The sequence below is a fragment of the Virgibacillus halodenitrificans JCM 12304 genome (assembly GCF_001310895.1).
In the GTDB taxonomy this organism is placed as follows: Bacteria; Bacillota; Bacilli; order Bacillales; family Amphibacillaceae; genus Virgibacillus_Q; species Virgibacillus_Q halodenitrificans.
Map to the genome: position 1 here is coordinate 59,059 of NZ_BAZS01000014.1, position 23,610 is coordinate 82,668.

Genomic DNA, 23,610 nt, shown 5'->3' on the forward strand with positions numbered 1-23,610 from the left:
GTGGATTATATGAAAATTGGTCTTGATGTGTTTCTTGAAAAAGAATACAAAAGTTTTATAGGGAAACGAATTGGATTAATTACAAATATGACCGGAGTGAATGAGAAGCTTGTTCCTGCAATCGATCTATTTCATGAACATCCGGATATTCAATTAACAGCATTGTATGCGCCGGAACACGGTATTCGTGGGGATGCCAGGGAGGGAGAGAAGCTTGAATCCACAATAGATCCGTACACCGGTTTACCTGTTTATAGTTTGTATGGTGCTACACGTAAGCCTGATCAAGCAATGCTGGAAGAGGTGGACGTTTTATTATTTGATCTCCAGGATATTGGCGCGAGATATTATACATATATTTATACGATGGCTTATGTGATGGAAGCATGTAAAGAATACCGAAAACAATTTGTTGTTCTGGATCGTCCCAATCCTGTAGCAGGCACACAAATGGAAGGGAACCTTGTAGAAGAAGATGTACGCTCATTTGTAGGGCTATTGCCAATACCCAATCGGCATGGCATGACTGTAGCTGAGCTTGCTCTTATGTTTAAACATGAATTTGACTATGATTGTGAGCTTACGGTAATTCCGATGGAGGGCTGGCAACGAGATAAATATTATGATGAGACAGGACTTTTTTGGGTTCCACCCTCACCAAACACTACGAATATTGAGATGAATATTTTATATCCAGGTACATGTCTTTTTGAAGGAACAAATCTTTCAGAAGGGCGGGGTACTACAAAGCCGTTTGAGCAAGTTGGGGCACCATTTATAGATGGTCAAAAACTTGCAAAGATTTTTAATCAGAAACAGATACCGGGCGTTTTAGCAAGACCGACTTCCTTTATTCCGACATATCAAAAACACCAAAATGAGATATGTGGAGGCGTCCAATTGCATGTATCTGATCGAAAGAAGTTAAATTCCTTTGAAGCAGGTGTCCTTTTAATAGAAACAATTGCACAAATGTACCAAAGTGAATTTAAGTTTATAACGAATGATCAGGGTAAATATTTTTTTGACCTTTTAGCAGGTACGAGGGATTTGAAGCAAATTATTTTAAAACGTACTGTCCAACCATTTTTTGAAGCATGTGATAAAGAATTAGAAGATTTTAAAAAGCAAAGAGAGAGTTATCTATTATATAAGTAGGATGGAGAGAATAGATGAAACTGACCAATTTAGCGACAGAAAAGAGAAATCAGCATACAGCACATATTGATACTATGTCCACAAAAGAAATTTTAAATGTAATTAATAAAGAGGATATGACCGTAGCGCAACGGGTACAGCAGGTGCTTCCGCAAGTTGAAAAAGTTGTGGATGCTGTTTCCCATGCGTTATCTCGTGGGGGAAAGCTTTTTTATGTAGGTGCTGGAACGAGTGGAAGAATTGGAATTATGGATGCGGTCGAATGCCCACCTACGTTTAGTACCTCACCTGAGCTTGTTCAAGCAGTAATGGCTGGAGGTACAGGCGCGTTTGTTCAAGCAGTGGAAGGTGCAGAGGATGAGGAAGAAAGAGGCATAGAGGATCTTGAAAAAAGAAATATAACCGACTTGGATGTAGTTATTGGCATTGCTGCCAGTGGCAGGACACCATATGTAATAGGTGCATTAAAGCATGCAAAGAAAGTTGGAGCAGTAACTGTCAGCCTTTCCAGCAATCTGGATTCTGCGATCAGTAAGTTTGCATCTATTCCGATAGAGGTGGAGACTGGCCCAGAAGTGTTGACAGGATCAACGCGAATGAAAGCAGCGACTGCACATAAGATGATTTTAAATATGATCACAACTACGGCCATGATTAAAATAGGAAAAGTATACGAGAATTTAATGGTTGATGTAAAGGTGAGTAATAAAAAATTAAAGGACCGTGCGATAAGCATTGTAAGCACAATTACGAATGTGGCTGAGGAAAAAGCAACAGAAATATTGGAAATAACTAATTTCGAGGTAAAACCGGCAATTGTCATGCTCAAAGCTAATGTCTCATTTGAAGAGGCACAAAGCTATATAACCCAAGAGGGTGGTTTTGTTCGGGAGGCAATTGAACGTGCACGGAAGGAAAGGGTATAATAAAAAGAAAGCTTCGTCAATAAGCACTTGCTATTGTAAGAATATAGCTTTTGAACCAGTTATATCTTTGTCCAGACTAAACCAATTAAAAGTGAGCTGATTGCATGAGCACAACAGGAGGCATTGTTATTTTAAAGGAAATGCTGCCGAAGTTGGCCCCATCTGAGAAAAAAATTGCAACATATATTATAAATAATCCTCAAGAGGCTATTTCGCTAACGGTAAATGAATTGGCAAAAAAAAGTGCCACGAGTGGAGCGGCTGTTATTCGTTTATGTAAGTCGTTAGATTTAAAAGGCTATCAGGATTTGAAGCTGAGAATCGCCGGTGATTTGCGAAAACCTGGTGATCATGTTGGCTATCAGGATATCCAACCAAATGAATCAGCAAATTCCATCATAAAGAAGATGATTGATAATACGATCCAAACCGTTCGGGAAACAGCTGACATGCTAAATAAAGATGAGTTGCAAAAAGCGGTTGATATATTGAGAGCGTCCAGACGAATTCACTTTATTGGAGTCGGAGCTTCAAGCATTGCAGCAGAAGATGCCCAGCAGAAATTTTTGCGTATTGATAAAACAGCATATGCTTTTAAAGATATGCATATGGCTGCAACACTTGTGGCTAATGCAGAAGAAAAGGACGTTGTAGTGGGGATTTCTTTTTCTGGAGAAACTCCTGAAATAGCAAAAATTCTACAGTTAGCTAAGGAGAACAAGGTTACAACAATCAGCTTGACGAAATATGGAAGGTCAACCGTCGCTGAACAAGCGGATGTTAACTTGTATACTTCAGCCTCCAGTGAGCCAACCTTTCGTAGTGGAGCGACTTCATCACGTCTTGCTCAATTGCAAGTAGTTGATATTCTCTTTATGTGTGTTGCGTCCATGCAATATGAGGAGACAGTGAAGCACCTAGGAGCAACAAGGGATGCTGTAGATTTTCTTACAATGAATGGTAATGGCAATAATAAAAAAGGATAAAGATTTATTTAAACACGAAAGGGTTAGCTCAACAGGAGTTAATCCTTTTGTTACATGGAGGGGATTTGAATGTATTATTTAGGGATTGATGGTGGTGGGACAAAAACAAAAGCAATCATTACAACGGAAAAAGGAAAGTTGATTGCTGAAGCTCTAGTTGAAGCAACTAACCCGAATAGTGTACCTGAAGAAACCGTCAAATTAAGATTCCAGAACTTATTTTCACAGCTTTGGACACAAAGTAATCTGCACATAAATGATATTCGTCAAGTATTTGCCGGCATGTCCGGGGTAAGCAGACAAGCTTCCAAACAGGAAATGAAGCAGCTTTTGTCAGTGATTCTGAACGGTTTTGAAAATATTAGTGTAGATAATGATGCAGTAACTGCATTATATTCTGGTACGTTTGGCAAGCCGGGAATCGTACAGATATCCGGTACAGGTTCTATCACCTATGGGATTAATGCAGATGGGGAACACGGTCGTGTTGGTGGCTGGGGACATTTTATCGATGAAAACGGCAGTGGTTTTTCTATTGGCAGGGATGCCTTACAAGCAGCTTTTAAAGCACTTGATGAAAGAAGAACACTTCCATTGTTGGGTGAATTTATTCTGGAGCATTTTCATGAAAAAGAGTTGACTGATGTAATTCCACATGTCTATCAAGCAGCTGATGTAAAAGTAGAAATTGCATCATTAAGCAAGCTTGTTTTTAAAGCAGCTGATCAAGGAGATGTAATGGCCCTTTCAATTGTTAAGCAGCAAGGGAAAGAGATTGGAAAATCCATTTCCAGGTTAATTGATAATCAATTTAAAAAGGAAAAACAAGCTATTCCTGTTGTTCTGGCAGGAGGTATCTTTAACCGTGTTGATTTATTCCAAGAAACAATGGAACAAACGTTAAAACTACTTGGGAAGGAAGTTCACTTTATCATGCCTGAAATTGATCCTGCAGGTGGAGCTGTTATCGCCGCATTAAAAAAAGACGGGATTCAATTTAATGAAAGTGAATTTATCCAAAATTATCGGGGTGAATATGAATGAAGCTTGTTAAATGGAATGCAATTTATTTACAACAGTTGGTTGATTTGTGGAATAAAGAATTAGGCACAGACTTTCCGATGAGGACAGAGCTATTTGAACAAAATAGTTTTCAAGATGAGAATGTGAGCTGGGAAGGGTCCTTGATTGCAATCAATGATGCTGAAGAGGTAATTGGATTTATCATTGCAAAAATGTGGCAGGAAGCAACTTCTGTTTCCATGCCAACCAGCACAGGGTGGATTCAAGTTATTGTAGTGGCGAAACAGTATCAGAATAAGGGAATTGGTTCTCGTTTACTGGCCCATGCGGAAAAAGTATTTCGTGATGAAGGGATGGGAACTATTTTGCTGGGAAGAGACCCATGGCATTATTTTCCTGGGATTCCAGAAAACAATGCGAAAGCGAAGCAATGGTTTGAAGCAAAAGGATATAAGATGTATGTACAGGAACATGACATGATAAAAGCATATGATGCAAATGAAGAAATAGAGGAGCCAAACACTTCTGATGTAACATTTACGATTCTAGCTTATGAAGAGAAAGATGAATTCCTCACCTTTATGAATCGCTGCTTTCCCGGACGCTGGGAATATGAAGCATTAAAATACTTTGAGCAAGGAGGAAATGGCCGCGAATTTATAGTCATGAAGAAACAGGGTAATATTATTGGTTTCTGTAGGATAAACGATTCTCGTTCCCTGTCTATTGCCCAAAATGTTTATTGGGCACCCCTTTTCAAAGAAGAGCTCGGAGGTATTGGTCCATTGGGTGTTGATGATGTAGAACGAGGTCAAGGGTATGGACTTACTATCGTAAAAGCAGGAATTGCCGAGCTAAGAAGACGAGATATCTACCGGATTGTAATTGATTGGACAGGGCTCGTAACATTTTACAAAAAACTTGGCTATGGCGTTTGGAAAAGCTATGATTCCTATAAAAAATCTTTACATATGAGGAGGGGGTAGAAAGTGATAGAAAAAATACGAGCATTTTTGCAAAAAGAGATTGATTCAAAGCATATACCTGGGGCGGTGCTACATGTATCATATCAAGGTGAAATAATTTGCCGAGAAGCAATTGGCAACCGAGCGGTGTATCCAACGATCTCCCCGATGCAGATAGAAACAGTATTTGATCTAGCCTCGCTTACAAAAGTCATTGCTACTCTTCCTGCTATATTGAAGCTAATAGACCGTGGAGACATACGTTTGGATGATCCGGTTCGTCTCTTCCTGCCAGCTTTCTCAATGAATGGAAAAGAAAAAGTGACTATCCGGCATTTATTAACACATACTGCTGGGTTTCCAGCACATCGGCAATTTTATAGAGAAAATTTGACGAGAAACGAAATTCTCCACCGCGCCCTTACAGAACCACTTGAAAATGAACCAGGATCCAAGGTCGTTTATAGTGATTTAAGCTTTATTACACTTTATCAATTAATAGAAATAATTACAGATGAGCCATTCGACGTATTTATTAATAAAGAAATATTTACTCCTCTGGAAATGGGAGAAACAACATTTAATCCTACAAATAGTGTAGAGTGTTTTGCTGTAACAGAATATAGTGAGCAGCTCGGTGATTATAAACGAGGAATCGTTCATGATGAAAATGCCTTTGCAATGAATGGTATAAGTGGCCATGCTGGTTTGTTTTCTACGATAAGTGATATGAGCAATTTTGCAAGAATGATAGAAAATAACGGCATATATAAAGGGCATCGCGTGTTGTCAGAAAATGTTCTAAAACTTGCAAGACAAAACCATACCCCATTTGGTGAGGAATATAGAGGACTTGGGTGGATGTTGAAAAGTCCGAAATTATCTTCCTGTGGAGATCTTTTTTCCTCCAGTGCTTATGGGCATACTGGCTTTACGGGGACAAGTATATGGTTTGATCCAGAAGCAAAGCTACATGTTATTTTACTAACCAATCGCGTTCATTATGGTAGAGAGCCACATATTATCAGATTGCGAGCACGACTGCATAATTTGATTAGGGCGAGTATATAATGGATAGTTAATATATAAATAAAAAAATACACCATTAGCATATTTTAAAAAGCCGCCGTTATACAGGTCAACTGTACAATGGCGGCTTTTTTGAGTTATGTTGTATCAAATTATTTATCATGTTTTCTATGCTGGTTCACCTTCACGGATTGCAATTAACTTTGGAAAGCCAAACCAGCAAGACCTTGACCAGTTGTCTATCCAAGAAGCAGAAAAATTGATCGAGGAAGGACATTTTGCGCCAGGCAGTATGCTTCCAAAAGTAGAGGCTGCGCTTCATTTTGTTAGCGCAAAGGAAGGCAGAAAATCTATTATCACTTCCTTGGACAAAGCGAAGGACGCTATTACCGGAAAAACAGGAACTGTTATTACGAACTAATTGAAGGATTATGATAGACGATAATATCTAGGATTCTATTAAAAAAAGAAGGAGTGTTTGTAAATGAATGAGCAAAAGAATACGAAGGTTAATGTTGGGGAAGAGTTAAAGTGGAATAAATTTACGGAGCATCGTGAAGTGTTCAATCAGGAACTTCTAAGTGCTACAGAGGCTGATGGACTGGGAGTTAGCGTTAGCTCTGTGCTACGTGAACGTATCGAGTTAGGAGGAATTGTACTACCACATTACCATGATGTTGCCGAGGTTATTCATATTACTAAAGGGAAAGTAAGACTTCTGAAAAATGGGGAGTGGACCTCATATAAAGAAGGAGATACATTCTTAGTTCCTAAAGGTGTCGTTCATTCTGTGGCTAATGATGATACTGAACCAACAGAGCAGGTAAGTATTTTTCTTCCAGTATCTGATGATGTGGAAAATGAAGGATTTAAATCACATATGGTGGATGTGGAAGCTTAAGAATTAAGAAAAGGGCACGTGGAGTGCCCTTTCTTAATGGTTTATTATTAGTTATGAAAACTTATTTTCTGTGTACTCAAACTAAGCTAATCATTATCAGAAAAATAAATTATTATTGACAATTTAAAATAAGCGTGTTAAATTTCATAACAAGTACAATTTAATATGCGATTCCACTAGGGGTGCCTTTTAAAAGGGCTGAGATCAAAGTAATTGACTTTGGGACTCTTTGAACTTGAGACGGTTAGTGCCGGTGTAGGGAAGTGGTGGATTGGTATCCGTTTATATTTTTATGAAAATACAAGCGTACAAACCACTTTTCCCTAAAAAGGAAGAGTGGTTTTTTTGTTTTCCTGAATAACAGGAGGGAAAAATTTTAGGTTCTATTGCAAATGATGTGGCACAAACGTTGTCTCATTACATTGATAGTGGGAGGGAAGGGAGTTACTAGAGAAACCTATTCAGCTGTAAATGATAAAAAGTTAAATAACACCGCTACGGAAAAATACTGCGCTTTCCGGGGGCGGCTGATGAGCCTCCTCATGCTACGCATTCCGGGGTCTCACCGATGCCTCATCTCCCCCAGGACAAGGAAAGCTTCGTAAGCAAGGCATCGCACGAAGAAAATGTGTATTTTCATTTTCGAGGAGTCTCCGTATTTTTCCTACGCTAAAGTTTATTTTTCAAAACGATTAAAGATGAAAGATACTTTTTCGGTTATTAAATATCTTTAATTAATCAATAGCATATACCAATTGATTGGAATGAAAGATGGCAATCTAAGAACGCCACGTCCTGGGACTGAGGCTGAGGCTGCGCTAACTCGCCCCACCGAAAACATTTGTGGCAACGATTGCATGACCAACGTCCTTGAAAAAGAAACCCGCCTTTTCTGCGTTCGATGTTTCTCTTAGAAGCTTTCCTTGTCCTGTTGACCCGCGACTCCAGCCGGAATAGCATGAGCTGAAGCCATGCCGGTGGAAAGCGCCCGTATGCAACGGAAATCAATGGAGCTTATCTACTCAACTATCTCAGTTCTCTTATTCATTTTTAAAAATCACAAAAAGGAGGCGGTCAATATAAAAGAACTACATGTTATCTCTACAGGTCAGCAAACCTCAGAGACACTTGTTTCTATTGTTGCTGAGATTCATCATCACATAGACTTTTTGCATTTACGTGAACCGGAATGGACTGACCAAGAAGTGGTACAAACAATTGAAAACCTTTCCGCCAGTGGGGTACCAATGGAAAAGCTCATTGTGAATCATCGTGTGGATGTAGCAAATCAAACGGGAGTTCATGGTGTCCAACTGACCTATCGGAGCATGGAAGTGGCTAAGGTGAAGAGCGCATTTCCTGAATTAAAGGTTGGTTGCTCTGTACATGCGGTGAATGAAGGAACACACTTGGCGGGACATGGAGCGGATTTTCTTGTATATGGACATATATTTGAAACCGCCTCCAAGCCAGATCTGGAGCCTAAGAGTGTAGGAAGCTTACAGCATGTTGCCAGGCAAGTTTCCATACCTGTAATTGCTATCGGAGGAATAACACCACGAAATGTACAAGAAGTTATGGCACATGGTGCAAGTGGTGTGGCTGTTCTATCAGGGATTTTACTTGCAAAGGATCCGCTGAAGGCAGCACAGGAATATAGATACGCATAAACAAAAAGCGAGGTGGTCGTGTGAAGCGTCATTATGATTCTATTATTGTTGGAGGAGGCGTAATTGGCAGTTCTATTGCCTTTCAGTTAAGTAAGCGAAACTATAGTGTACTAGTTTTGGAGAAAGATGGTTTGGCAGAGAAAGCTTCCAGTGCCGCAGCTGGTATGCTCGGTGCTCAATCCGAATTGGAAGGGGATAGCCCGTTATTTAACTTAGCGAGACAAAGTAGGTCCAGATTCCCTGAATTGGCAAAGGAATTATACCAAATTTCGGGTGTCGATATCGAATTGATGCAAAGTGGCATTATAAAAGTCGCGCAAACAGAAGAAGAAGTAGCGCATTTAAAAGCAGTTGCTGCATACCAGAAATCGATCGGGGAGGAAGCAGAATGGTTAGCCGCAGAAGAACTGAAAAAGCGTGAGCCCGGCCTTTCAGATGCTGCTCTTGGTGGGGTATATCTGCCGCATGATGGACAGGTTTCCGCACCGCTTCTAGCCAATGCTTTTGCACAATCTGCCAAAAAGCTTGGCGCAGATATGTTGGAGCATACAGAAGTGAAGGATTTCATCTATGAAAGCGGGCGCTTATCAGGGGTGAAATCCAGTGCAGGTACGTTTTCGGCGAAAGACATAATTATCGCTGGAGGTGCGTGGAGCAAGCAAATATTAAGTAATGCTGGGGTGGCGTTAGATGTATTTCCAGTAAAGGGAGAGTGTTTTTCGGTTATTCACGATAAGCCAATTGCCACCTCGAGCATATTTTTATCCAATGGATATATTGTGCCAAAGTCCAGAGGAAGAACCATCATTGGGGCAACACAGAAGCCTTATGATGAGAATCCAACAGTGCAAGTATCCAGTTTATTCCAATTAATTGAAATGGCGGGAAGGCTGCTCCCGGAATTAAAGAATGCTAGGTGGGAAAAGGCATGGGCAGGGATTCGGCCACAAACAGGAGACGGCTATCCTTACATCGGAAAACATCCAGAACTGCATGGGTTGACGATAGCAACAGGTCATTTCAGAAATGGGATATTATTAAGCCCAATTACAGGGGAAATGATTGCTGATCTGATTGAAGGCAAGTCTATCGATAGTACCTTTAGTTTGGACAGAAAATCTTTGGAGGAGGTGAAAGTATGAATCTACTTGTTAATGGAAAGCGAATACAGGTGCCTGCAACTGTTAAAACAATTACAGATGTTAAGAACCACTTTAATATTACAAACCCAGTAGTAATTGTAGAGCATAACGGAGAAATTTTGGACAAGGCAAAACATCCGGAAAAAGAAGTAGCGGATGGCGATAAAATTGAATTAGTACAATTTGTGGGAGGCGGTTGAGATGTTAATCATCGGAGATAAAAAATTTAATTCAAGATTATTACTAGGAACAGGTAAATACCCTGATTTCGAAACCCAGAAAGAAGCTGTTAACGTATCGGATACAGAAATATTAACCTTTTCCGTGCGTCGGATGAATGTTTTTGAGCCGTCACAGCCGAATTTTCTGGAAAAGCTTGATTTGCAGAAATACAGCCTATTGCCGAATACAGCGGGAGCCAAAACAGCCGAAGAAGCTGTTCGAACTGCAAAATTGGCAAAAGCATCGGGGCTCTGTGACATGGTTAAAGTAGAAGTAATTGGCTGTGATAAAACCTTATTGCCGGATCCGATTGAAACATTGAGAGCGACAGAAGAATTAGTAAAGGAAGGATTTACCGTATTACCATATACGTCAGATGATGTCGTACTCGCAAGAAAGCTTGAAGAAGTTGGTGCACATGCAATCATGCCTGGTGCTTCACCAATTGGTTCCGGACAAGGGATAATTAATCCCTTGAATTTAAGTGTCATCATCGAACAGGCAAATGTACCTGTCATTGTGGATGCAGGTATCGGTTCCCCTGCAGACGCTGCCATGGCAATGGAGATGGGGGCTGAAGGAGTGCTACTCAACACAGCTGTTTCGGGAGCCAAAGATCCGATTAAAATGGCTGAAGCGATGAAGCTTGCAGTAATCTCAGGACGACTCGGATATGAAGCTGGCAGAATTGGAAAGAAAAGATATGCTACTGCAAGCAGTCCTATGGAAGGGATCAGTGTGTAATGCATGACCGTTACTCAAGACAAATACTCTTCTCCGGCATTGGGGCTGAAGGACAGGAAAAACTAGAAAATAAGCATGCTTTAATTATCGGAGCAGGAGCACTTGGAACTGGAAGTGCAGAGATTCTGGCCAGGGCAGGGGTCGGAGAGTTGACAATAGTGGATAGAGATTATGTGGAATGGAGTAATTTACAGCGACAGCAATTATATACAGAAGCAGATGCTGAAGAACGTATGCCAAAAGTAATCGCAGCCAAGAAGAGACTAGAGGAGATTAATAGCGGAATAACGATACATGCCCATATTATAGATGTTACACCTGTAGAATTAGAGCAACTTATTCACGGAGTTGATTTGATCCTTGATGCCACAGATAATTTTGATATTCGCATGATAATTAACGATACCTCTCAGAAGTACTCTATCCCATGGATTTACGGATCGTGTGTAGGGAGTTATGGAATTAGTTATACGATCCTACCGGGGGTATCTCCATGCCTGCACTGTTTAATGGAAAACATACCCATTGGTGGAATGACCTGTGATACATTAGGTGTTATTAGTCCGGTTGTGCAGCTTGTTATAGCACATCAAACGGCTGAGGCTTTAAAGATATTGACAGAAAAAACGGATAGATTACGGCAGGAATTAATTTCTTTCGATTTATGGAATAATCAGCAATCAACTATCCAAGTACGGTCTTTAAAACAGCAACAGTGCAAATCATGTGGGGATCATGCCAACTATCCATTTTTGGATTATGAAAATACAACCAAAGCAGAAATCCTGTGTGGTAGAGAAACGGTACAGATTCGACCAAGCTCAAGAGAGACAAAAGATTTAGAAACATTGGCTATTAAGCTGAAAAAGTTGGGAAAGGTTAAGCAGAACCCGTATTTGTTACAGTTTACAATTGGTGATGATCGCCTGGTGTTATTTCGGGACGGACGCGTGCTTGTACATGGGACCAATGATGCCGCGAGAGCCAGATCATTATATCACCGCTATCTAGGCTAGTTGAAAGATGAAGGATGAGAAATTTGAAAGATATTTTTATGATGAATTTGACAGTGGGTACGAAAGAACAGGCATTAACTGCCATGTGTAGCATGTTAATAAATACAGGGTATGTAACCGCTGATTTTATGGAGGAAATTTTAAAAAGAGAGCAAGGCTTTCCAACAGGGTTACCGGTACAACCATACGGAGTGGCTGTTCCACATGTTGACAGCAAGCATGTTATCGAAAGTCAGGTCGTATTTGCTGCTTTAAAAAAACCGGTAGTTTTCCAGCAAATGGGCAATAATCAGCAAAACATAGATGTTTCTTTTATTTTTATGCTTGCTTTTCGGGATCCGACAGAGCATTTACAACATTTACAGAAGTTGTTTCTATGTTTGCAGGACACTGCATTTATGCAGCAGCTCAACCAAATAAAAAATAAAAGTCATTTGCTTCAATTAATAAATAACATAGAAACATAGTTTGCTGGGGTGAGTTTATGGAAGGATTACAATGGTTTGTTGATCTGGGAGCTTCCGTTATGCTCCCTGTTATCATTTTTATTTTTGCGCTTATACTTGGAACAAAAGTGAAAAAAGCGATACAAGCAGGGCTTACTGTAGGAATTGGTTTTGTCGGGTTGAATTTGATTCTTGAATTATTAACGAGTAGCTTAGGACCTGCAGCAAAATCGATGGTTGAATATCTTGGTTTCGATTTACGCACAATTGATGTGGGCTGGCCTGCTGCAGCGGCTATTTCCTATGGCACAACATTAGGCAGTCTAGCTATTCCTATAGGCATAGGAATAAATATTTTGTTGTTGCTATTTGGATTAACCAAAACATTAAATGTGGATATATGGAACTATTGGCATTTCGCGTTTACAGGCTCTTTAGTTTATGCGATCACAAATAACTTTGCATTCGGACTGCTTACCATTGCTGTACATGTCATGGTGATTTTTCTCTTGGGTGATTTGCTTGCGTCAGATATTCAATCCTACTACGGATTCAAGCAAATTACTTTTCCGCATGCAGCTTCAGCACCATCTTATTTTTTAGCAAAACCCCTGAATTATGTTTTTGACCGGATCCCTTGGTTTAATAAATTGGAGGCTAGTCATGAAACCATTCAGAAACGATTTGGGTTACTTGGAGATTCTTTGATACTCGGTGTCTTACTAGGTATTGTTATTGGTGTGCTGGCAGGTTATAACCTTCAAGAAACACTTCAACTGGCCATACAGACAGGTGCTGTACTTGTTTTGATGCCAAAAATGGTTGCATTACTGATGGAAGGGCTAACCCCTGTTTCGGAAGCGGCCGGTGAAATGATGAAAAAAAGATTTCCAAATAGAGAATTATTCATTGGAATGGACAGTGCTTTATCAGTTGGTCATCCTGCAGTTTTGTCCGCCTCCTTGTTGATGGTGCCGATTACCCTTTTATTGGCAGTTATCTTACCAGGAAATACGGTATTGCCGTTTGGAGATTTGGCTGCCATTCCATTTTTAATCTGCTTAATGGTCCCTGTCTTTAAAGGGAATATAATTCGGACAATTATTGCTGCCACCATATACATAAGTGCAGGTTTGTATATTGCTACATGGGTTTCTCCGTTGTTTACAGAAATGGCTAACAATGCCGGTTTTGACGCTGGAGACAACTCCAGCATTTCAGCGTTAGTAGACGGAGCGCTCTGGACAACCGGGTTATTTGTTGGTGTTGGGAAAATGGTGGGCTGGCCTGGGATTGCGGCGATTGGAATCATTGCATTTGCTGGTCTGCTAAATGTCAATAAAATCAGGAAGAAAGGTGGTTAGTTATGAAAAAGGGACTAATCGTTTGCGGAACCGGAGTTGCTACTTCAACTGTTGTTTTGGGGAAAGTGAAGGAATACTTGACCAAGGAGGATTTAATTTCACAGGTAGAGCTCCATCAAGCAAACATTAATGATGCACATAGCAGAAGCGATGACTATGCGTTTATCGTATCAACAACGATCGTCCCAGATGATTGGAAGGAAAATGTGATTGATGGGGTTCCATTGCTTACAGGGATTGGAACAGAAGAAGTGTATTTGGAAATTAGAAATAAATTGGTGTGAGAAAAAGGGCTCCCGTACAGGTAGGCTGGCAGAATTCGAGACTATGTTAAAAACAATTTTGATTTTAAAGTGTGGGGGCTATACTCTGAAGCGAAGAGATTATCTTCCAGAAAAATTGGGGAAAGCTTTCCTTCCATTTTCGTTCGAAAGCTTCCCCACTAATAAGAACTTTTATAAGTAGGCTTGCTACTGTTCTAGTCAATCACCTACTACTTTTTCCCCCTGCACCCAAACCTCTTTTATATTTTCGGATTTCACAAGATACATAATTTTTTGAAACACGTCATCCAGATCTTCCTTTTCATCAAATATCGGAAGGGAATTTCCTTTTGCTTTTGTATCAATGATTTGTACATCCCAAGCGTAGCCCTTCTCCAAGAGACCGATTGGGAGACTTAAGCTCTTACCACCACCAGCTGTCGCAAAATAAAATGCTTCCTTAATTGTAATGCGTGAATCGTCTACACCACGCACTTCGAGGGATTTGGAATTGTCTACTCCATCCTCCAGCATGCGGGAGGATACGACCGCTTGCTTTGCATTATCATATAAGCTGGGTGTTGCTCCAGCTGAGATGTCTGTTCCTAAGCCAATGTCCACACCACGGGAATGGAAATGGCGAAGGGGCATTACCGCATTCGCGAAATAGGCATTTGAGAGTGGGCAATGGCCAATAGCTGTACCTGTTTCAGCAAATAATTCCACATCTTTATCTTCTAAAAATACCGAATGTGCCATCACCGATTTATCCTGTAATAAACCAAAATCGTTTAAAGCAGCTGTATCGGTTTTATGAAATCGTTCTTTAACAAAACCGTGTTCCCAGTCGCTTTCACTGCAATGGGATTGGATATGTGTGTCATATTTGGCAGCAAGCTCACCTAAACCCTTTAATGCTTCATCCGTACAGCTTGGGATAAATCTTGGGGTTACAACAGGATAAACGCCTTGCTTGGTCGTTTTTGCTAATTCCTTCACATCCACAATAAATTGCTCTGTTTCTTCTAACGCAGTTGTTGCGTCTGGGTCTCTATAATAATCCGGATTTTGCTCTGGATCATCTGCAACTACTTTACCCACCAATCCACGTTGCCCTTTTTCTGCACATATTTTAGCTAATAGATAGCTTGCTTCTCTGTGTACAGTAGCAAAGTATAATCCTGTTGTCGTACCATTTTTTAACAATGTATGGACAAGATCTTCATACACTTTTTTTGCAAAGCTTGTATCTTCAAATTTAGCTTCCAACGGAAAAGTATACGTATGCAACCAATCATTCAATGGTAGGTCCAATGCCGTTCCAGCCTGAGCCCATTGTGGGGCATGAATGTGTAAATCAACAAATCCAGGGAAAAGATATTGTCCTTTCTTCAGGCGATAAAAGTTACTTTTGTCTTCGTACTCTTGGAGAATTGAGCGGTAACGTGGATCTTCAGGAGATACCACATTTGCAATCATCCCACTATCGTCTACGCAAAAAAGATGGTCTTTTACTATATTTATTTCCTTAGCAGATTTGCTTGTAAATGCAGTTCCTTGAAAAATTAACGAATAATTATACATATAAATCACCTTATTGTTCGTATTTTGTTAATTATAGTAGCCATTATAATGGAATGGGATACGGAAGTCCAGAGAGCTATATAGCTTTTTGAAATTTGTGGTAAACCTAAGTAGAAAAAGGGATCCAAGAGCTATTGCAACAAATAAAATAGAAGTTTTTTTAAAAAAATACTTGTTTAATAGAAAATGGGTGTTATACTAAAGACAAACTTAATGATGTTTTTCATATAATAGCGGGGATATGGCCTGCGAGTTTCTACCAGTTTACCGTAAATGAACTGACTATGAAAAGCTTGTATGGGTGACGTCTACGTATGTTTAGATGTTATTCTTATTTCGGTTCCTTTAAGGTCCGGGATACATGCTTATTCATAGAAAAGCATGTATCCCGGGCTTTTTTGTATTGGTAGTGAAAATCTTCATATTATATTGCGAAGTAACTAAGAATATTGAGGCTGCGTTAATCACCGCTATGGGGAAATATTCCGCTACTATTTATTATTATATCTACGAAGAAAAATTGCGTTCGGAAACACCCAGAAATGTGCAGTGTACGAATTGATTGGAGTGGAGGGCGGCGACTCCTACCGGAATAGCATGAGGCGAAGACCCTGGACGGAGCGTAGCGGAGGAAGCGGCTGAGGCCATGCCGGTGGAAAGCGTCCGCCTGAAACGGAAATCAATGGGGTACTTCTCCTCAAACATTTAACTGAGCTTTTCATCAATATAGTTACGTCGCAGTTTACTCCTACTATGAATGTACGAAATACGTTTGTGCCCTAACATTTGTAGTAGAACCAAATAAATTATTTACTCGTAAGCTCATTGTTATCACCTATGAATATAAATTGGAGGGAGTTACAAATATGGTTAATACAGCTAGAAAACAAGAAACAGAAATAAACGAGGTTGAACAACAGGGGAAGGAAACAGAAATTTCTGTTGGAAAGTCGCTCTTTGTTGGATTACAGCATGTACTTGCAATGGATCTTTTTATACCTCCAATCATTTTGGCTGGATTATTATCCTTTTCTGTAGCTGATAGTGCGTTATTAATCCAAATGACGTTTATCGCTTGTGGAATTGCAACAATCATTCAGGCTGGATTTGCAATGAAGCTGCCTGTGATGCAAGGGCCCTCGTTTGTTCCGATTAGCGCATTGGCAGCTATTGGCACCACTTCCGGAATAGGTGCAATGATTGGTAGTCTTATCCCTGGCGCTATACTCATTTCTTTGCTAGGCAAACCGCTAAACGTATTTAGTAAGCTTGTATTAAAATTTATCCCACCACTTGTGGCAGGGACGGTTATCGTTGTTGTGGGTATATCTCTCATGCCCGCTGCGATTAATTCCATCTATACTGCACCTGGAAGCTTTCAAGTGAACATCCTGATTGCTTTTATTACAGCAGTTGTATTGATTGCTTGTATGTATATAGGTGAAAATATGAAAACAAAATTTAAATTTATGAAAGTAGCTTCCGTCATGCTTTCACTGGGAATTGGAACTCTAGTTGCAGCTTTATTCGGACTTGTAAATTTTTCGCATGTTAGCGAGGTGCCGTGGTTCGCGTTGCCAAGTATATTTGCATTTGGTACACCAACATTTGAATTGGATGCGATATTAATTATGCTTGCCATTTATTTGATTATCGTAATTGAAACGACGGGTACATGGTTTACCGTTGGCGAAGTAGCAGATGAAAAGCTGGATGGAAAGCGATTAAACGGTGGAGCGTTTGGAGAGGGGATCGGTTGCTTTGTTGGATCCTTCTTTGGAGGAACACCTGTGACAGGATATTCTTCTAATGCTGGAATAATAGCCATTACGGGTGTGAAGAGCCGTAAACCGATTATCGCCGGTGGTGCTATTTTGATAGCACTTGGAATGATGCCAAAAATCATGAACGTTATTGCCAGCATTCCAGCTCCAGTAATTAATGGGGTTTTTGCTATTCTATGTGTTGTTATTATGATGAATGGTTTTAAAGTAATTAAGAATGCACCATTTACAGAAAGAAATATGATCGTAATTGGTCTTCCTATTATGCTTGCATTATCTGCTGTCCTTATGCCAGCAGAGATCGCAAATGGGTTACCGAATCTAGTAACATACTTTGTTTCTTCAGGAACAGCCGTGGGCGCAATTGCAGCATTAGTCCTTAATTTCGTACTTCCTGAGAAAAAGCAAGACAGCAACGTAATTCCATTAGGTGTTAGTAAATAGAGCTGGAGCAGGAAGGCGGTTCTTCAGGCCCCGGGACAGGAGAACCGTCCCTCTGTATCATTGACACGATTTAATTTATCTGAGGAGGAAGGCTTATGCAGCAAGATAGATTGTGGAACGAATGGCATCCTGTATGTAAGTCGGAGGAATTGCAAGATGATCCTAAGCAAGTTTTTGTGCTTGGAGAAAGGGTAGTTATTTTCCGAAATGAGAAAGGCGTTCATGCGTTCAAGGATTTATGTATTCATCGTGGAGCGGCCCTCTCACTAGGTAAAGTTGTCGATGGAAATTTAGTTTGTGCATACCATGCGTGGGAATATAATTCAGAGGGAACGTGTGTGAAGATTCCTGCACTGCCATGTGAGCGGCCGATTCCAAAGAAATCAAAAGCAACAGTGTACCATTGTCAGGAGTATCTGGGACTCATTTGGGTAAATCTTGGAGATGAACCAATACAATTAATTAACTATCCGGAGTATAACCAGGAAGGCTATCGCACAATTATATGCGGTTCTTATGAGGTAAAAGCCAATGCCCCTCGGATTATTGAAAATTTCCTTGATGTCTCTCATTTAATGTTCGTACATGAAGGCATGCTCGGGGATACGGATCATGCTGAAATAGTAGATTATGATGTTGAATTTCTTGATGGTCGCTTTATTACGAGTAAGATCCCTGTATACCAGCCAAATGCTGATGGACGATCAAAAGGTGGTTACACAGATTATGTATATGAGATTTTAAGCCCAACTGCTGCTCGTTTTACGAAAACAACAGAGGGATCAGATGAGGAACTTACCATTCTGACAGTAGTTAACCAAGAAGATCATGAACAATGTAATGTTTATATGCTTTTAACCAGAAACTACGACTTGGATCAGCCGGATGAACCGTTTAGGGAGTTTCAGGATACGATTTTTTATCAGGATTTGGATGTGGTAGAAAGTCAGAAGCCAGAATTGCTTCCACTGGATCTTCAAGCAGAAATGCACTTGAAGTCAGATGCACTTACGATTGCCTACCGGAGATGGTTAGACAAATTAGGAATTGAAAATGGCACCATGCCAATAAATAGTGATAAGAAGCAACGAGCAAGAAAACGGGCCACCCAGAAAAAGACAGCAGCTGTGAACCATTAAGAGTAATTATAATAATCCGACGTAACGAACCCCCCGCGTTACGTCGGAGTTTAATTCTTACCAAAACTCAAAAAGTGTTTCTTGTCCAATATGTGGGGCATACTTTGCTAGAAGGGCCTCTAAATCTGTTGAATCCTCCAAATCAATCCAATCATCAATACCCCCTAAAAAACAGAAACGTTCCATTACGAAACACCGTTCGTCCTCGTCAATTAATTCTAATCGCAGTTCCGTCTCATATTGCTTATATTTATCCTGTGTATGCGAATCAGTAAATGGTAAAACTTCCCCTAATTCTTTATTTGCGTAATAAATATAAATATATTCCTTTTTTACATCGAGCTTTATATCCTTTATAGGAGAGTGCTTCTTTAAACTCTCTTTAATCGTTTGTATTTCCTGCTCATTAACAATTTGTTTCTGTTCTTTTCGTAAGTATACTTTCCCATTTGGATTTTCATATATTTCATAACCATTAGGTAATTGATCTATTGCATTATCTTTAACTTTTTTAGAAAAATGATAAGTTAAATTTCCTTTTTTTGTCGTGCTACTATGTAAATAATATGCTTCACCACGAAAATTTGTATAAGATAAAGTCATTTCATACTCATCTCCTTTTTAAATAGATTACACAGAATATGTCTTATTTTTTCTAAGCAGTAGCGTTGGACTAATAGGTAAAATAGAAAATTTGTGCATTTAACTTTAAACTCATTTTACATTTCGTTTCTCCATTTGTTCAAGGATTAAGAGATGAGTTAAATTTTAATAGAAGTCAGCAACACATAAGCAAACTTCAATTTCTATAATTTTTTCACTATTGACAAGCTTACAAAATAATTTTATTATTTATGTAACGGGTTACACATATTTTTGTATAAGCTAATATGTAACGCGTTACATAGTGAGGTGATTATACATGTCAACAATTAGAGATGTTGCCAAATTAGCAAATGTATCTGTAGCTACTGTTTCTCGAGTCATTAATGCAAATGGATATGTAAATGAAAATACAAAGCAAAAGGTGGAAGAAGCAATCAAGCAATTGAATTATCGACCAAATGATGTTGCACGTAGTTTATTTAATGGTAGATCAAAAATGATTGCGCTATTTGTACCAGATATTCAAAACCCCTTCTTCCCTGAGCTGGCGAGAGCTGTAGAGGATATGGCAAATTCGCGGGGATATACATTTATTCTATGTAATACGGATAACAATAATCAAAAAGAAATAGACTATTTACAAGCATTACTACAAAAGTCGATTGATGGTTTTATTTTTGTTTCCAGTACAATCAAAGCTGAGCAGATTGAAAATATAAACGTTCCGATAGTGGCCATGGATAGAAAAATTAGCCCAGAACTTGTTTCCGTAACTGTAGATAATCGGGACGGCGCAAGACAGGCGGTCGAATATTTGCAATCAATAGGCTGTAAGCGAATTGGACATATTTGCGGACCTGAAAATGTAAGTAGTTCAAGAAACAGGCTACAAGGTTACTTGGATGTCGTAAAAAAAGAAGACTGGTTGACAAGTGATTTTGTACAGGTTGGTGATCACAGTATTCAGGGGGGACTCGTTGCTGCAATGGAGCTCTTACAGAAAAACCCAGATATCGATGGAATTTTTGCAGCCAATGATCTCAGGGCTGTTGGTGTTTTGAAAGCTGCTGAACAATTAGGGATTCGAGTGCCGGAACAACTGTCAGTTATAGGTTTTGATAATACAGAGCCAGGAAAAGTTACTACGCCTCAATTAACAACAATTAATCAGCCCATTTACGATATTGGAAAGCGAGCTGCGGAACTGCTTATTCAGCAGATTGAAACACCTGATAGTGAAATTGAATCGGTCATATATAATGTCGAATTGATTGTAAGAGGATCTACAAAGCCGTTACAGAGTTAATTTTTTATTATTTGCCATACAGACTTCAGCACTCTTTTTAAAAGGGTGCTTTTTTCCTGTTTAACACCTGTTTGTGAGTCTGATTTATCATTTATAAATTATCTTCACTTGTACTATAAGCTTTATTGTAGGATTAATGAACTATATTTACGGATTATGTGTATACTTTGTCATTTTTTCTTTAATGATGATTGTTTTTCTTAATATTTATCGTTTTGACACTTAATTATCATTATGATAATATTTCAACTAATTAAAATTGGAAATCATTAGAAGGAGGTGTGACTACAAAATCGTTGATACCATTTATAAAAGGAGGAAGTAATAAATGAAAAATGTATACGCTATCATTATCTCTGTAGTATTTTTTATTTTCATAGGAGCAGATCAGAAACTGGTAGAAGCCTCTACATCAAAGACTGAACCAATTGTAAGTGTAGAGAATGAACAAATAGAAAATGGTTATTTCACAAATCTTAATAGTGAAATCGATAAGCTAAAAGGGTTAGAAGAAGGTACGATTGTTGTTCGCTTTCGTTATACGGGCTCTTCTATTATGTCATTATTTTCATTAAGTAATAGTAATCTAGCTAATGGGCATTTCCATTTATATATCTCCCCGTCCTCCATTGGCAGTGAAAATCGATTTCAAAAGCAGGGGAACCCCAAGAAAACGTTCATACATCTGTTGCAGCAAATCTAAAAGAAGGACATGTCTATACACTGGCAATGGTGGTAGATAAGGAAGCAGGCTATAAATACTTCCTGGATGGAGAATTAATTAAAAAAGACACTACGACTCCAAGGAAATTTTTAAACAATATTTACAAACCGAACAGCGCCCAACTTGGCAGGACAGAGAGAGCAGCTGGTGGAAACAATTATCCTTTTGAGGGGGATATCGATTTTGCGACGATATACAATAAGCCACTCTCTGATGAAGTTTTAACTGCAGTTACAGGTGTGACAGCTGCTGCACCGCTTGTGACTCCAATGCCAGACGAAGCTTATGTAACGGACCCTGAAAGTATCTTTTACCCAGGCTTCATGGATTCGAATAATTATCGAATTCCAGCACTATTTTACACAGAAAAGGGTACATTGATTGCTGGGATCGACCGCCGCGTAGAAAATGGTGCTGATTCTCCCAATAATATTGATGCTGTTATTCGGAGAAGCTTTGATGATGGAGATACATGGGAAGAGAATGGTGTGATGGTCAACGACTATCCAGATCAGGCTTCCAATATCGATTTAGCTTTCCTGCAGGATAAGTCAAACGAGCGGATTTTTGCCTTGGTTGATGGCTTTCCACATGGTGCAGGACTTATGGGTGGTTTTGGAGTCAACTCCTATAAAGGAACTGGGTTCAAAACAATTGATGGGAAAAAGTATATGTTCCTCACAGATGAAGCTGGAAAGGAATTTACAGTTCGTGATGGTGGACAAGTGTATGATAATGAAGGAAACCAAACGGAATATAAAGTAGATGATAGAAGAAACTTATACTTGAATGGTGAAAAAATAGACAATATATTTAGTAAGACAACACCTCTAAAACCATATAAAACTTCCTATCTCGAACTCTATTATAGTGATGATGAAGGGGAAACATGGGAAGGGACCATTGACTTAAATGATGAGGTGAAAGAAGAATGGATGGCATTCCTGGGTACTGGCCCAGGTAACGGTATTCAATTAACAGAAGGTGAACATAAAGGAAGACTTGTTTTCCCGGTGTACTTTCTAAATGATAACTTTAAACAAGCTAGTGCCGTTGTTTATAGTGATGATAATGGGAAGACATGGCACCGTGGTGAATCACCTAATGAAGGAAGAGTTATGGGTAACGGAGAGGTCATTCATGAGAAAACCTTTAACAATAGTGCATATGAGGTTACTGAATCACAGGTTGTTGAAATGCCTGATGGTCAGCTGAAATTGTTTATGAGAAACCATTCTGGCTACGCACAAATTGCTACAAGCTTTGATGGCGGAGAAACATGGGAAGAAGAAGTTGTAACGGAAAAGGATTTGGTTGCACCGTATAGCCAAATGTCTGTTATACGTTACGATGGGAAGGTCGATGACAAAGAAGCACTTATCTTCTCAAGTGCAAACAACTCTGCCAGCAGAGTGGATGGAACAGTAAGAATAGGGCTAATAGAAGAATCAGGAACTTATGGAAATGGGCATACAAAATATTCAATTGATTGGAAATATGATCAGCTTGTCAAAGAAGGGCATTATGGCTATTCCAGTCTTACTAATTTATCAGATGGAAATATTGGTCTTTTTTATGAAGGTACCCCAAATACTGTCATGGATTTTAGGAAGTTTAATACTGACTTTGTGAAGTGGGAGAAGGAAAAAGAGGCTCCCGCACCAACTGTTAATTCTTTCAGCACAATAGAGAAAACCCCAAATGTTTATCGACCTGGTGAAACTATTCAGGTAGAGATGACTTTTGATAGCTATGTCATGTTGATGGGTGGCCGGAGCCTTACTGGAACGCTCGATGACACGGAAATTGAATTTAAGTTTGCGGACCAAGTATCTGCCAATACAATTTTATTTGAAGGAACCATCCCTGATATTCATCCTAGAAAACGTGAGTTAGACCTTTCGTTTAGTAATAACCTAGATGTATATAATGTTTATGGAAAGACTCTAGATAAACAGGAAGCAAATTCAAAACTAATTGATGAAGTACGGATTCGAGCTAACGGGAAAGGGAGAAAATAGTTGGAATAGGATACTACTTAGCTAAAATAAATATACAGTTTGTGGAAAAGACCTCTATGATTTATTAGAGGTCTTTTGCATGCCCTCTTTCGCTAAACAAATGGTTCTAATATATATTTTGAGGATATTCACTGATTCGCAAAAAAG

Annotated in this window: 23 protein-coding genes and 2 riboswitches; of the genes, 21 read left to right on the forward strand and 2 right to left on the reverse strand. The window is 39.4% G+C overall.

What is annotated here, in order from left to right; genetic code table 11:
• The first annotated feature begins 9 nt into the window (after positions 1-9).
• The 16 genes from JCM12304_RS09210 (at position 10) to JCM12304_RS09285 (ending at position 13,876) form a co-directional block, all read left to right on the forward strand.
• Positions 10-1,158: an exo-beta-N-acetylmuramidase NamZ family protein gene (locus tag JCM12304_RS09210; protein ID WP_019375965.1), complete on the forward strand. Its 1,149-nt coding sequence runs from the start codon at positions 10-12 to the stop codon at positions 1,156-1,158.
• Positions 1,159-1,172: 14 nt separating this feature from the next.
• A complete protein-coding gene (murQ, locus tag JCM12304_RS09215) occupies positions 1,173-2,084 on the forward strand; it encodes an N-acetylmuramic acid 6-phosphate etherase (protein ID WP_060679943.1) in 912 nt (303 codons plus the stop codon).
• A gap of 104 nt (positions 2,085-2,188) precedes the next feature.
• On the forward strand, positions 2,189-3,070 hold the full coding sequence (locus JCM12304_RS09220) for a MurR/RpiR family transcriptional regulator (protein ID WP_019375967.1): 882 nt from the start codon (positions 2,189-2,191) through the stop codon (positions 3,068-3,070).
• A 69-nt stretch (positions 3,071-3,139) separates the two neighbouring features.
• A complete protein-coding gene (locus tag JCM12304_RS09225) occupies positions 3,140-4,114 on the forward strand; it encodes an N-acetylglucosamine kinase (protein WP_060679945.1) in 975 nt (324 codons plus the stop codon).
• Positions 4,111-5,079, forward strand: a complete 969-nt coding sequence (locus tag JCM12304_RS09230; RefSeq protein WP_060679947.1) for a GNAT family N-acetyltransferase — start codon at positions 4,111-4,113, stop codon at positions 5,077-5,079. The genes JCM12304_RS09225 and JCM12304_RS09230 overlap by 4 nt, the downstream gene beginning before the upstream one ends.
• 3 nt (positions 5,080-5,082) lie before the next feature.
• The gene (locus tag JCM12304_RS09235; RefSeq protein ID WP_060679949.1) at positions 5,083-6,129 is read left to right on the forward strand and encodes a serine hydrolase domain-containing protein; all 1,047 of its coding nucleotides are present in this window, start codon (positions 5,083-5,085) and stop codon (positions 6,127-6,129) included.
• Positions 6,130-6,229: 100 nt separating this feature from the next.
• Complete coding sequence (locus JCM12304_RS09240) at positions 6,230-6,508, forward strand: amino acid kinase family protein (RefSeq protein WP_218185781.1); 279 nt, start codon at positions 6,230-6,232, stop codon at positions 6,506-6,508.
• Between the two features lie 63 nt (positions 6,509-6,571).
• Positions 6,572-6,988, forward strand: coding sequence for a cupin domain-containing protein (locus JCM12304_RS09245; RefSeq protein ID WP_019375982.1), 417 nt, complete (start codon positions 6,572-6,574; stop codon positions 6,986-6,988).
• Positions 6,989-7,156: 168 nt separating this feature from the next.
• Positions 7,157-7,267, forward strand: a riboswitch (TPP riboswitch).
• Positions 7,268-7,980: 713 nt separating this feature from the next.
• Positions 7,981-8,658, forward strand: coding sequence for a thiazole tautomerase TenI (gene tenI / locus JCM12304_RS09250; protein ID WP_060679983.1), 678 nt, complete (start codon positions 7,981-7,983; stop codon positions 8,656-8,658).
• A gap of 20 nt (positions 8,659-8,678) precedes the next feature.
• Positions 8,679-9,800 carry a glycine oxidase ThiO gene (gene thiO, locus JCM12304_RS09255; RefSeq protein WP_060679953.1) on the forward strand — a complete coding sequence of 374 codons (1,122 nt, stop codon included), beginning with the start codon at positions 8,679-8,681 and terminating at the stop codon, positions 9,798-9,800.
• Positions 9,797-10,000, forward strand: coding sequence for a sulfur carrier protein ThiS (gene thiS, locus JCM12304_RS09260; RefSeq protein WP_060679955.1), 204 nt, complete (start codon positions 9,797-9,799; stop codon positions 9,998-10,000). Before thiO ends, thiS begins: the two co-directional genes overlap by 4 nt.
• Before the next feature lies 1 nt (position 10,001).
• A complete protein-coding gene (locus JCM12304_RS09265) occupies positions 10,002-10,766 on the forward strand; it encodes a thiazole synthase (RefSeq protein WP_060679957.1) in 765 nt (254 codons plus the stop codon).
• Positions 10,766-11,782: a thiazole biosynthesis adenylyltransferase ThiF gene (locus JCM12304_RS09270; RefSeq protein WP_060679959.1), complete on the forward strand. Its 1,017-nt coding sequence runs from the start codon at positions 10,766-10,768 to the stop codon at positions 11,780-11,782. The genes JCM12304_RS09265 and JCM12304_RS09270 overlap by 1 nt, the downstream gene beginning before the upstream one ends.
• Before the next feature lie 23 nt (positions 11,783-11,805).
• Positions 11,806-12,249 (forward strand): PTS sugar transporter subunit IIA, encoded by a 444-nt coding sequence (locus tag JCM12304_RS09275; protein ID WP_060679961.1) that lies wholly within the window; start codon positions 11,806-11,808, stop codon positions 12,247-12,249.
• Between the two features lie 17 nt (positions 12,250-12,266).
• Positions 12,267-13,592 (forward strand): PTS galactitol transporter subunit IIC, encoded by a 1,326-nt coding sequence (locus JCM12304_RS09280; protein ID WP_060679963.1) that lies wholly within the window; start codon positions 12,267-12,269, stop codon positions 13,590-13,592.
• Between the two features lie 2 nt (positions 13,593-13,594).
• The gene (locus tag JCM12304_RS09285) at positions 13,595-13,876 is read left to right on the forward strand and encodes a PTS sugar transporter subunit IIB (RefSeq protein WP_060679964.1); all 282 of its coding nucleotides are present in this window, start codon (positions 13,595-13,597) and stop codon (positions 13,874-13,876) included.
• Between the two features lie 198 nt (positions 13,877-14,074).
• Here JCM12304_RS09285 and guaD read toward each other — a convergent pair whose 3' ends face one another.
• Positions 14,075-15,439, reverse strand: coding sequence for a guanine deaminase (gene guaD, locus JCM12304_RS09290; protein WP_060679966.1), 1,365 nt, complete (start codon positions 15,437-15,439; stop codon positions 14,075-14,077).
• Positions 15,440-15,642: 203 nt separating this feature from the next.
• Positions 15,643-15,744, forward strand: a riboswitch (purine riboswitch).
• Positions 15,745-16,305: 561 nt separating this feature from the next.
• Here guaD and JCM12304_RS09295 point away from each other — a divergent pair.
• Positions 16,306-17,667, forward strand: a complete 1,362-nt coding sequence (locus JCM12304_RS09295) for a nucleobase:cation symporter-2 family protein (protein ID WP_060679968.1) — start codon at positions 16,306-16,308, stop codon at positions 17,665-17,667.
• Between the two features lie 95 nt (positions 17,668-17,762).
• Positions 17,763-18,806, forward strand: a complete 1,044-nt coding sequence (locus JCM12304_RS09300) for an aromatic ring-hydroxylating dioxygenase subunit alpha (RefSeq protein ID WP_060679970.1) — start codon at positions 17,763-17,765, stop codon at positions 18,804-18,806.
• Between the two features lie 57 nt (positions 18,807-18,863).
• On the opposite strand, the gene JCM12304_RS09305 is transcribed toward JCM12304_RS09300, so the two are convergent.
• The gene (locus JCM12304_RS09305; protein WP_019375994.1) at positions 18,864-19,409 is read right to left on the reverse strand and encodes a hypothetical protein; all 546 of its coding nucleotides are present in this window, start codon (positions 19,407-19,409) and stop codon (positions 18,864-18,866) included.
• A gap of 319 nt (positions 19,410-19,728) precedes the next feature.
• Between JCM12304_RS09305 and JCM12304_RS09310 the strand changes: the two genes are divergently transcribed.
• The 3 genes from JCM12304_RS09310 to JCM12304_RS09320 all read left to right on the forward strand — a co-directional run bounded on the left by JCM12304_RS09310 (position 19,729) and on the right by JCM12304_RS09320 (position 23,463).
• A complete protein-coding gene (locus JCM12304_RS09310) occupies positions 19,729-20,718 on the forward strand; it encodes a LacI family DNA-binding transcriptional regulator (RefSeq protein ID WP_060679972.1) in 990 nt (329 codons plus the stop codon).
• A 328-nt stretch (positions 20,719-21,046) separates the two neighbouring features.
• The gene (locus JCM12304_RS09315) at positions 21,047-21,421 is read left to right on the forward strand and encodes a sialidase domain-containing protein (RefSeq protein ID WP_060679975.1); all 375 of its coding nucleotides are present in this window, start codon (positions 21,047-21,049) and stop codon (positions 21,419-21,421) included.
• A 26-nt stretch (positions 21,422-21,447) separates the two neighbouring features.
• Positions 21,448-23,463 carry an exo-alpha-sialidase gene (locus JCM12304_RS09320; protein ID WP_060679977.1) on the forward strand — a complete coding sequence of 672 codons (2,016 nt, stop codon included), beginning with the start codon at positions 21,448-21,450 and terminating at the stop codon, positions 23,461-23,463.
• The last annotated feature ends 147 nt before the right edge of the window (positions 23,464-23,610 follow it).

What these genes read in the sequence shown, in the direction of transcription:
- JCM12304_RS09225 (WP_060679945.1), top strand. Translation starts at nt 3,140, where the DNA reads ATGTATTATTTAGGGATTGATGGTGGTGGGACAAAAACAAAAGCAATC.
- JCM12304_RS09285 (WP_060679964.1), top strand. Translation starts at nt 13,595, where the DNA reads ATGAAAAAGGGACTAATCGTTTGCGGAACCGGAGTTGCTACTTCAACT.
- JCM12304_RS09320 (WP_060679977.1), top strand. Translation starts at nt 21,448, where the DNA reads ATGGTGGTAGATAAGGAAGCAGGCTATAAATACTTCCTGGATGGAGAA.
- guaD (WP_060679966.1), bottom strand. Translation starts at nt 15,439, where the DNA reads ATGTATAATTATTCGTTAATTTTTCAAGGAACTGCATTTACAAGCAAA.
- JCM12304_RS09270 (WP_060679959.1), top strand. Translation starts at nt 10,766, where the DNA reads ATGCATGACCGTTACTCAAGACAAATACTCTTCTCCGGCATTGGGGCT.
- murQ (WP_060679943.1), top strand. Translation starts at nt 1,173, where the DNA reads ATGAAACTGACCAATTTAGCGACAGAAAAGAGAAATCAGCATACAGCA.
- JCM12304_RS09315 (WP_060679975.1), top strand. Translation starts at nt 21,047, where the DNA reads ATGAAAAATGTATACGCTATCATTATCTCTGTAGTATTTTTTATTTTC.
- JCM12304_RS09220 (WP_019375967.1), top strand. Translation starts at nt 2,189, where the DNA reads ATGAGCACAACAGGAGGCATTGTTATTTTAAAGGAAATGCTGCCGAAG.
- JCM12304_RS09310 (WP_060679972.1), top strand. Translation starts at nt 19,729, where the DNA reads ATGTCAACAATTAGAGATGTTGCCAAATTAGCAAATGTATCTGTAGCT.
- JCM12304_RS09300 (WP_060679970.1), top strand. Translation starts at nt 17,763, where the DNA reads ATGCAGCAAGATAGATTGTGGAACGAATGGCATCCTGTATGTAAGTCG.
- thiS (WP_060679955.1), top strand. Translation starts at nt 9,797, where the DNA reads ATGAATCTACTTGTTAATGGAAAGCGAATACAGGTGCCTGCAACTGTT.
- JCM12304_RS09305 (WP_019375994.1), bottom strand. Translation starts at nt 19,409, where the DNA reads ATGACTTTATCTTATACAAATTTTCGTGGTGAAGCATATTATTTACAT.
- JCM12304_RS09265 (WP_060679957.1), top strand. Translation starts at nt 10,002, where the DNA reads ATGTTAATCATCGGAGATAAAAAATTTAATTCAAGATTATTACTAGGA.
- JCM12304_RS09210 (WP_019375965.1), top strand. Translation starts at nt 10, where the DNA reads ATGAAAATTGGTCTTGATGTGTTTCTTGAAAAAGAATACAAAAGTTTT.
- JCM12304_RS09280 (WP_060679963.1), top strand. Translation starts at nt 12,267, where the DNA reads ATGGAAGGATTACAATGGTTTGTTGATCTGGGAGCTTCCGTTATGCTC.
- JCM12304_RS09245 (WP_019375982.1), top strand. Translation starts at nt 6,572, where the DNA reads ATGAATGAGCAAAAGAATACGAAGGTTAATGTTGGGGAAGAGTTAAAG.
- JCM12304_RS09230 (WP_060679947.1), top strand. Translation starts at nt 4,111, where the DNA reads ATGAAGCTTGTTAAATGGAATGCAATTTATTTACAACAGTTGGTTGAT.
- JCM12304_RS09295 (WP_060679968.1), top strand. Translation starts at nt 16,306, where the DNA reads ATGGTTAATACAGCTAGAAAACAAGAAACAGAAATAAACGAGGTTGAA.
- tenI (WP_060679983.1), top strand. Translation starts at nt 7,981, where the DNA reads ATGCAACGGAAATCAATGGAGCTTATCTACTCAACTATCTCAGTTCTC.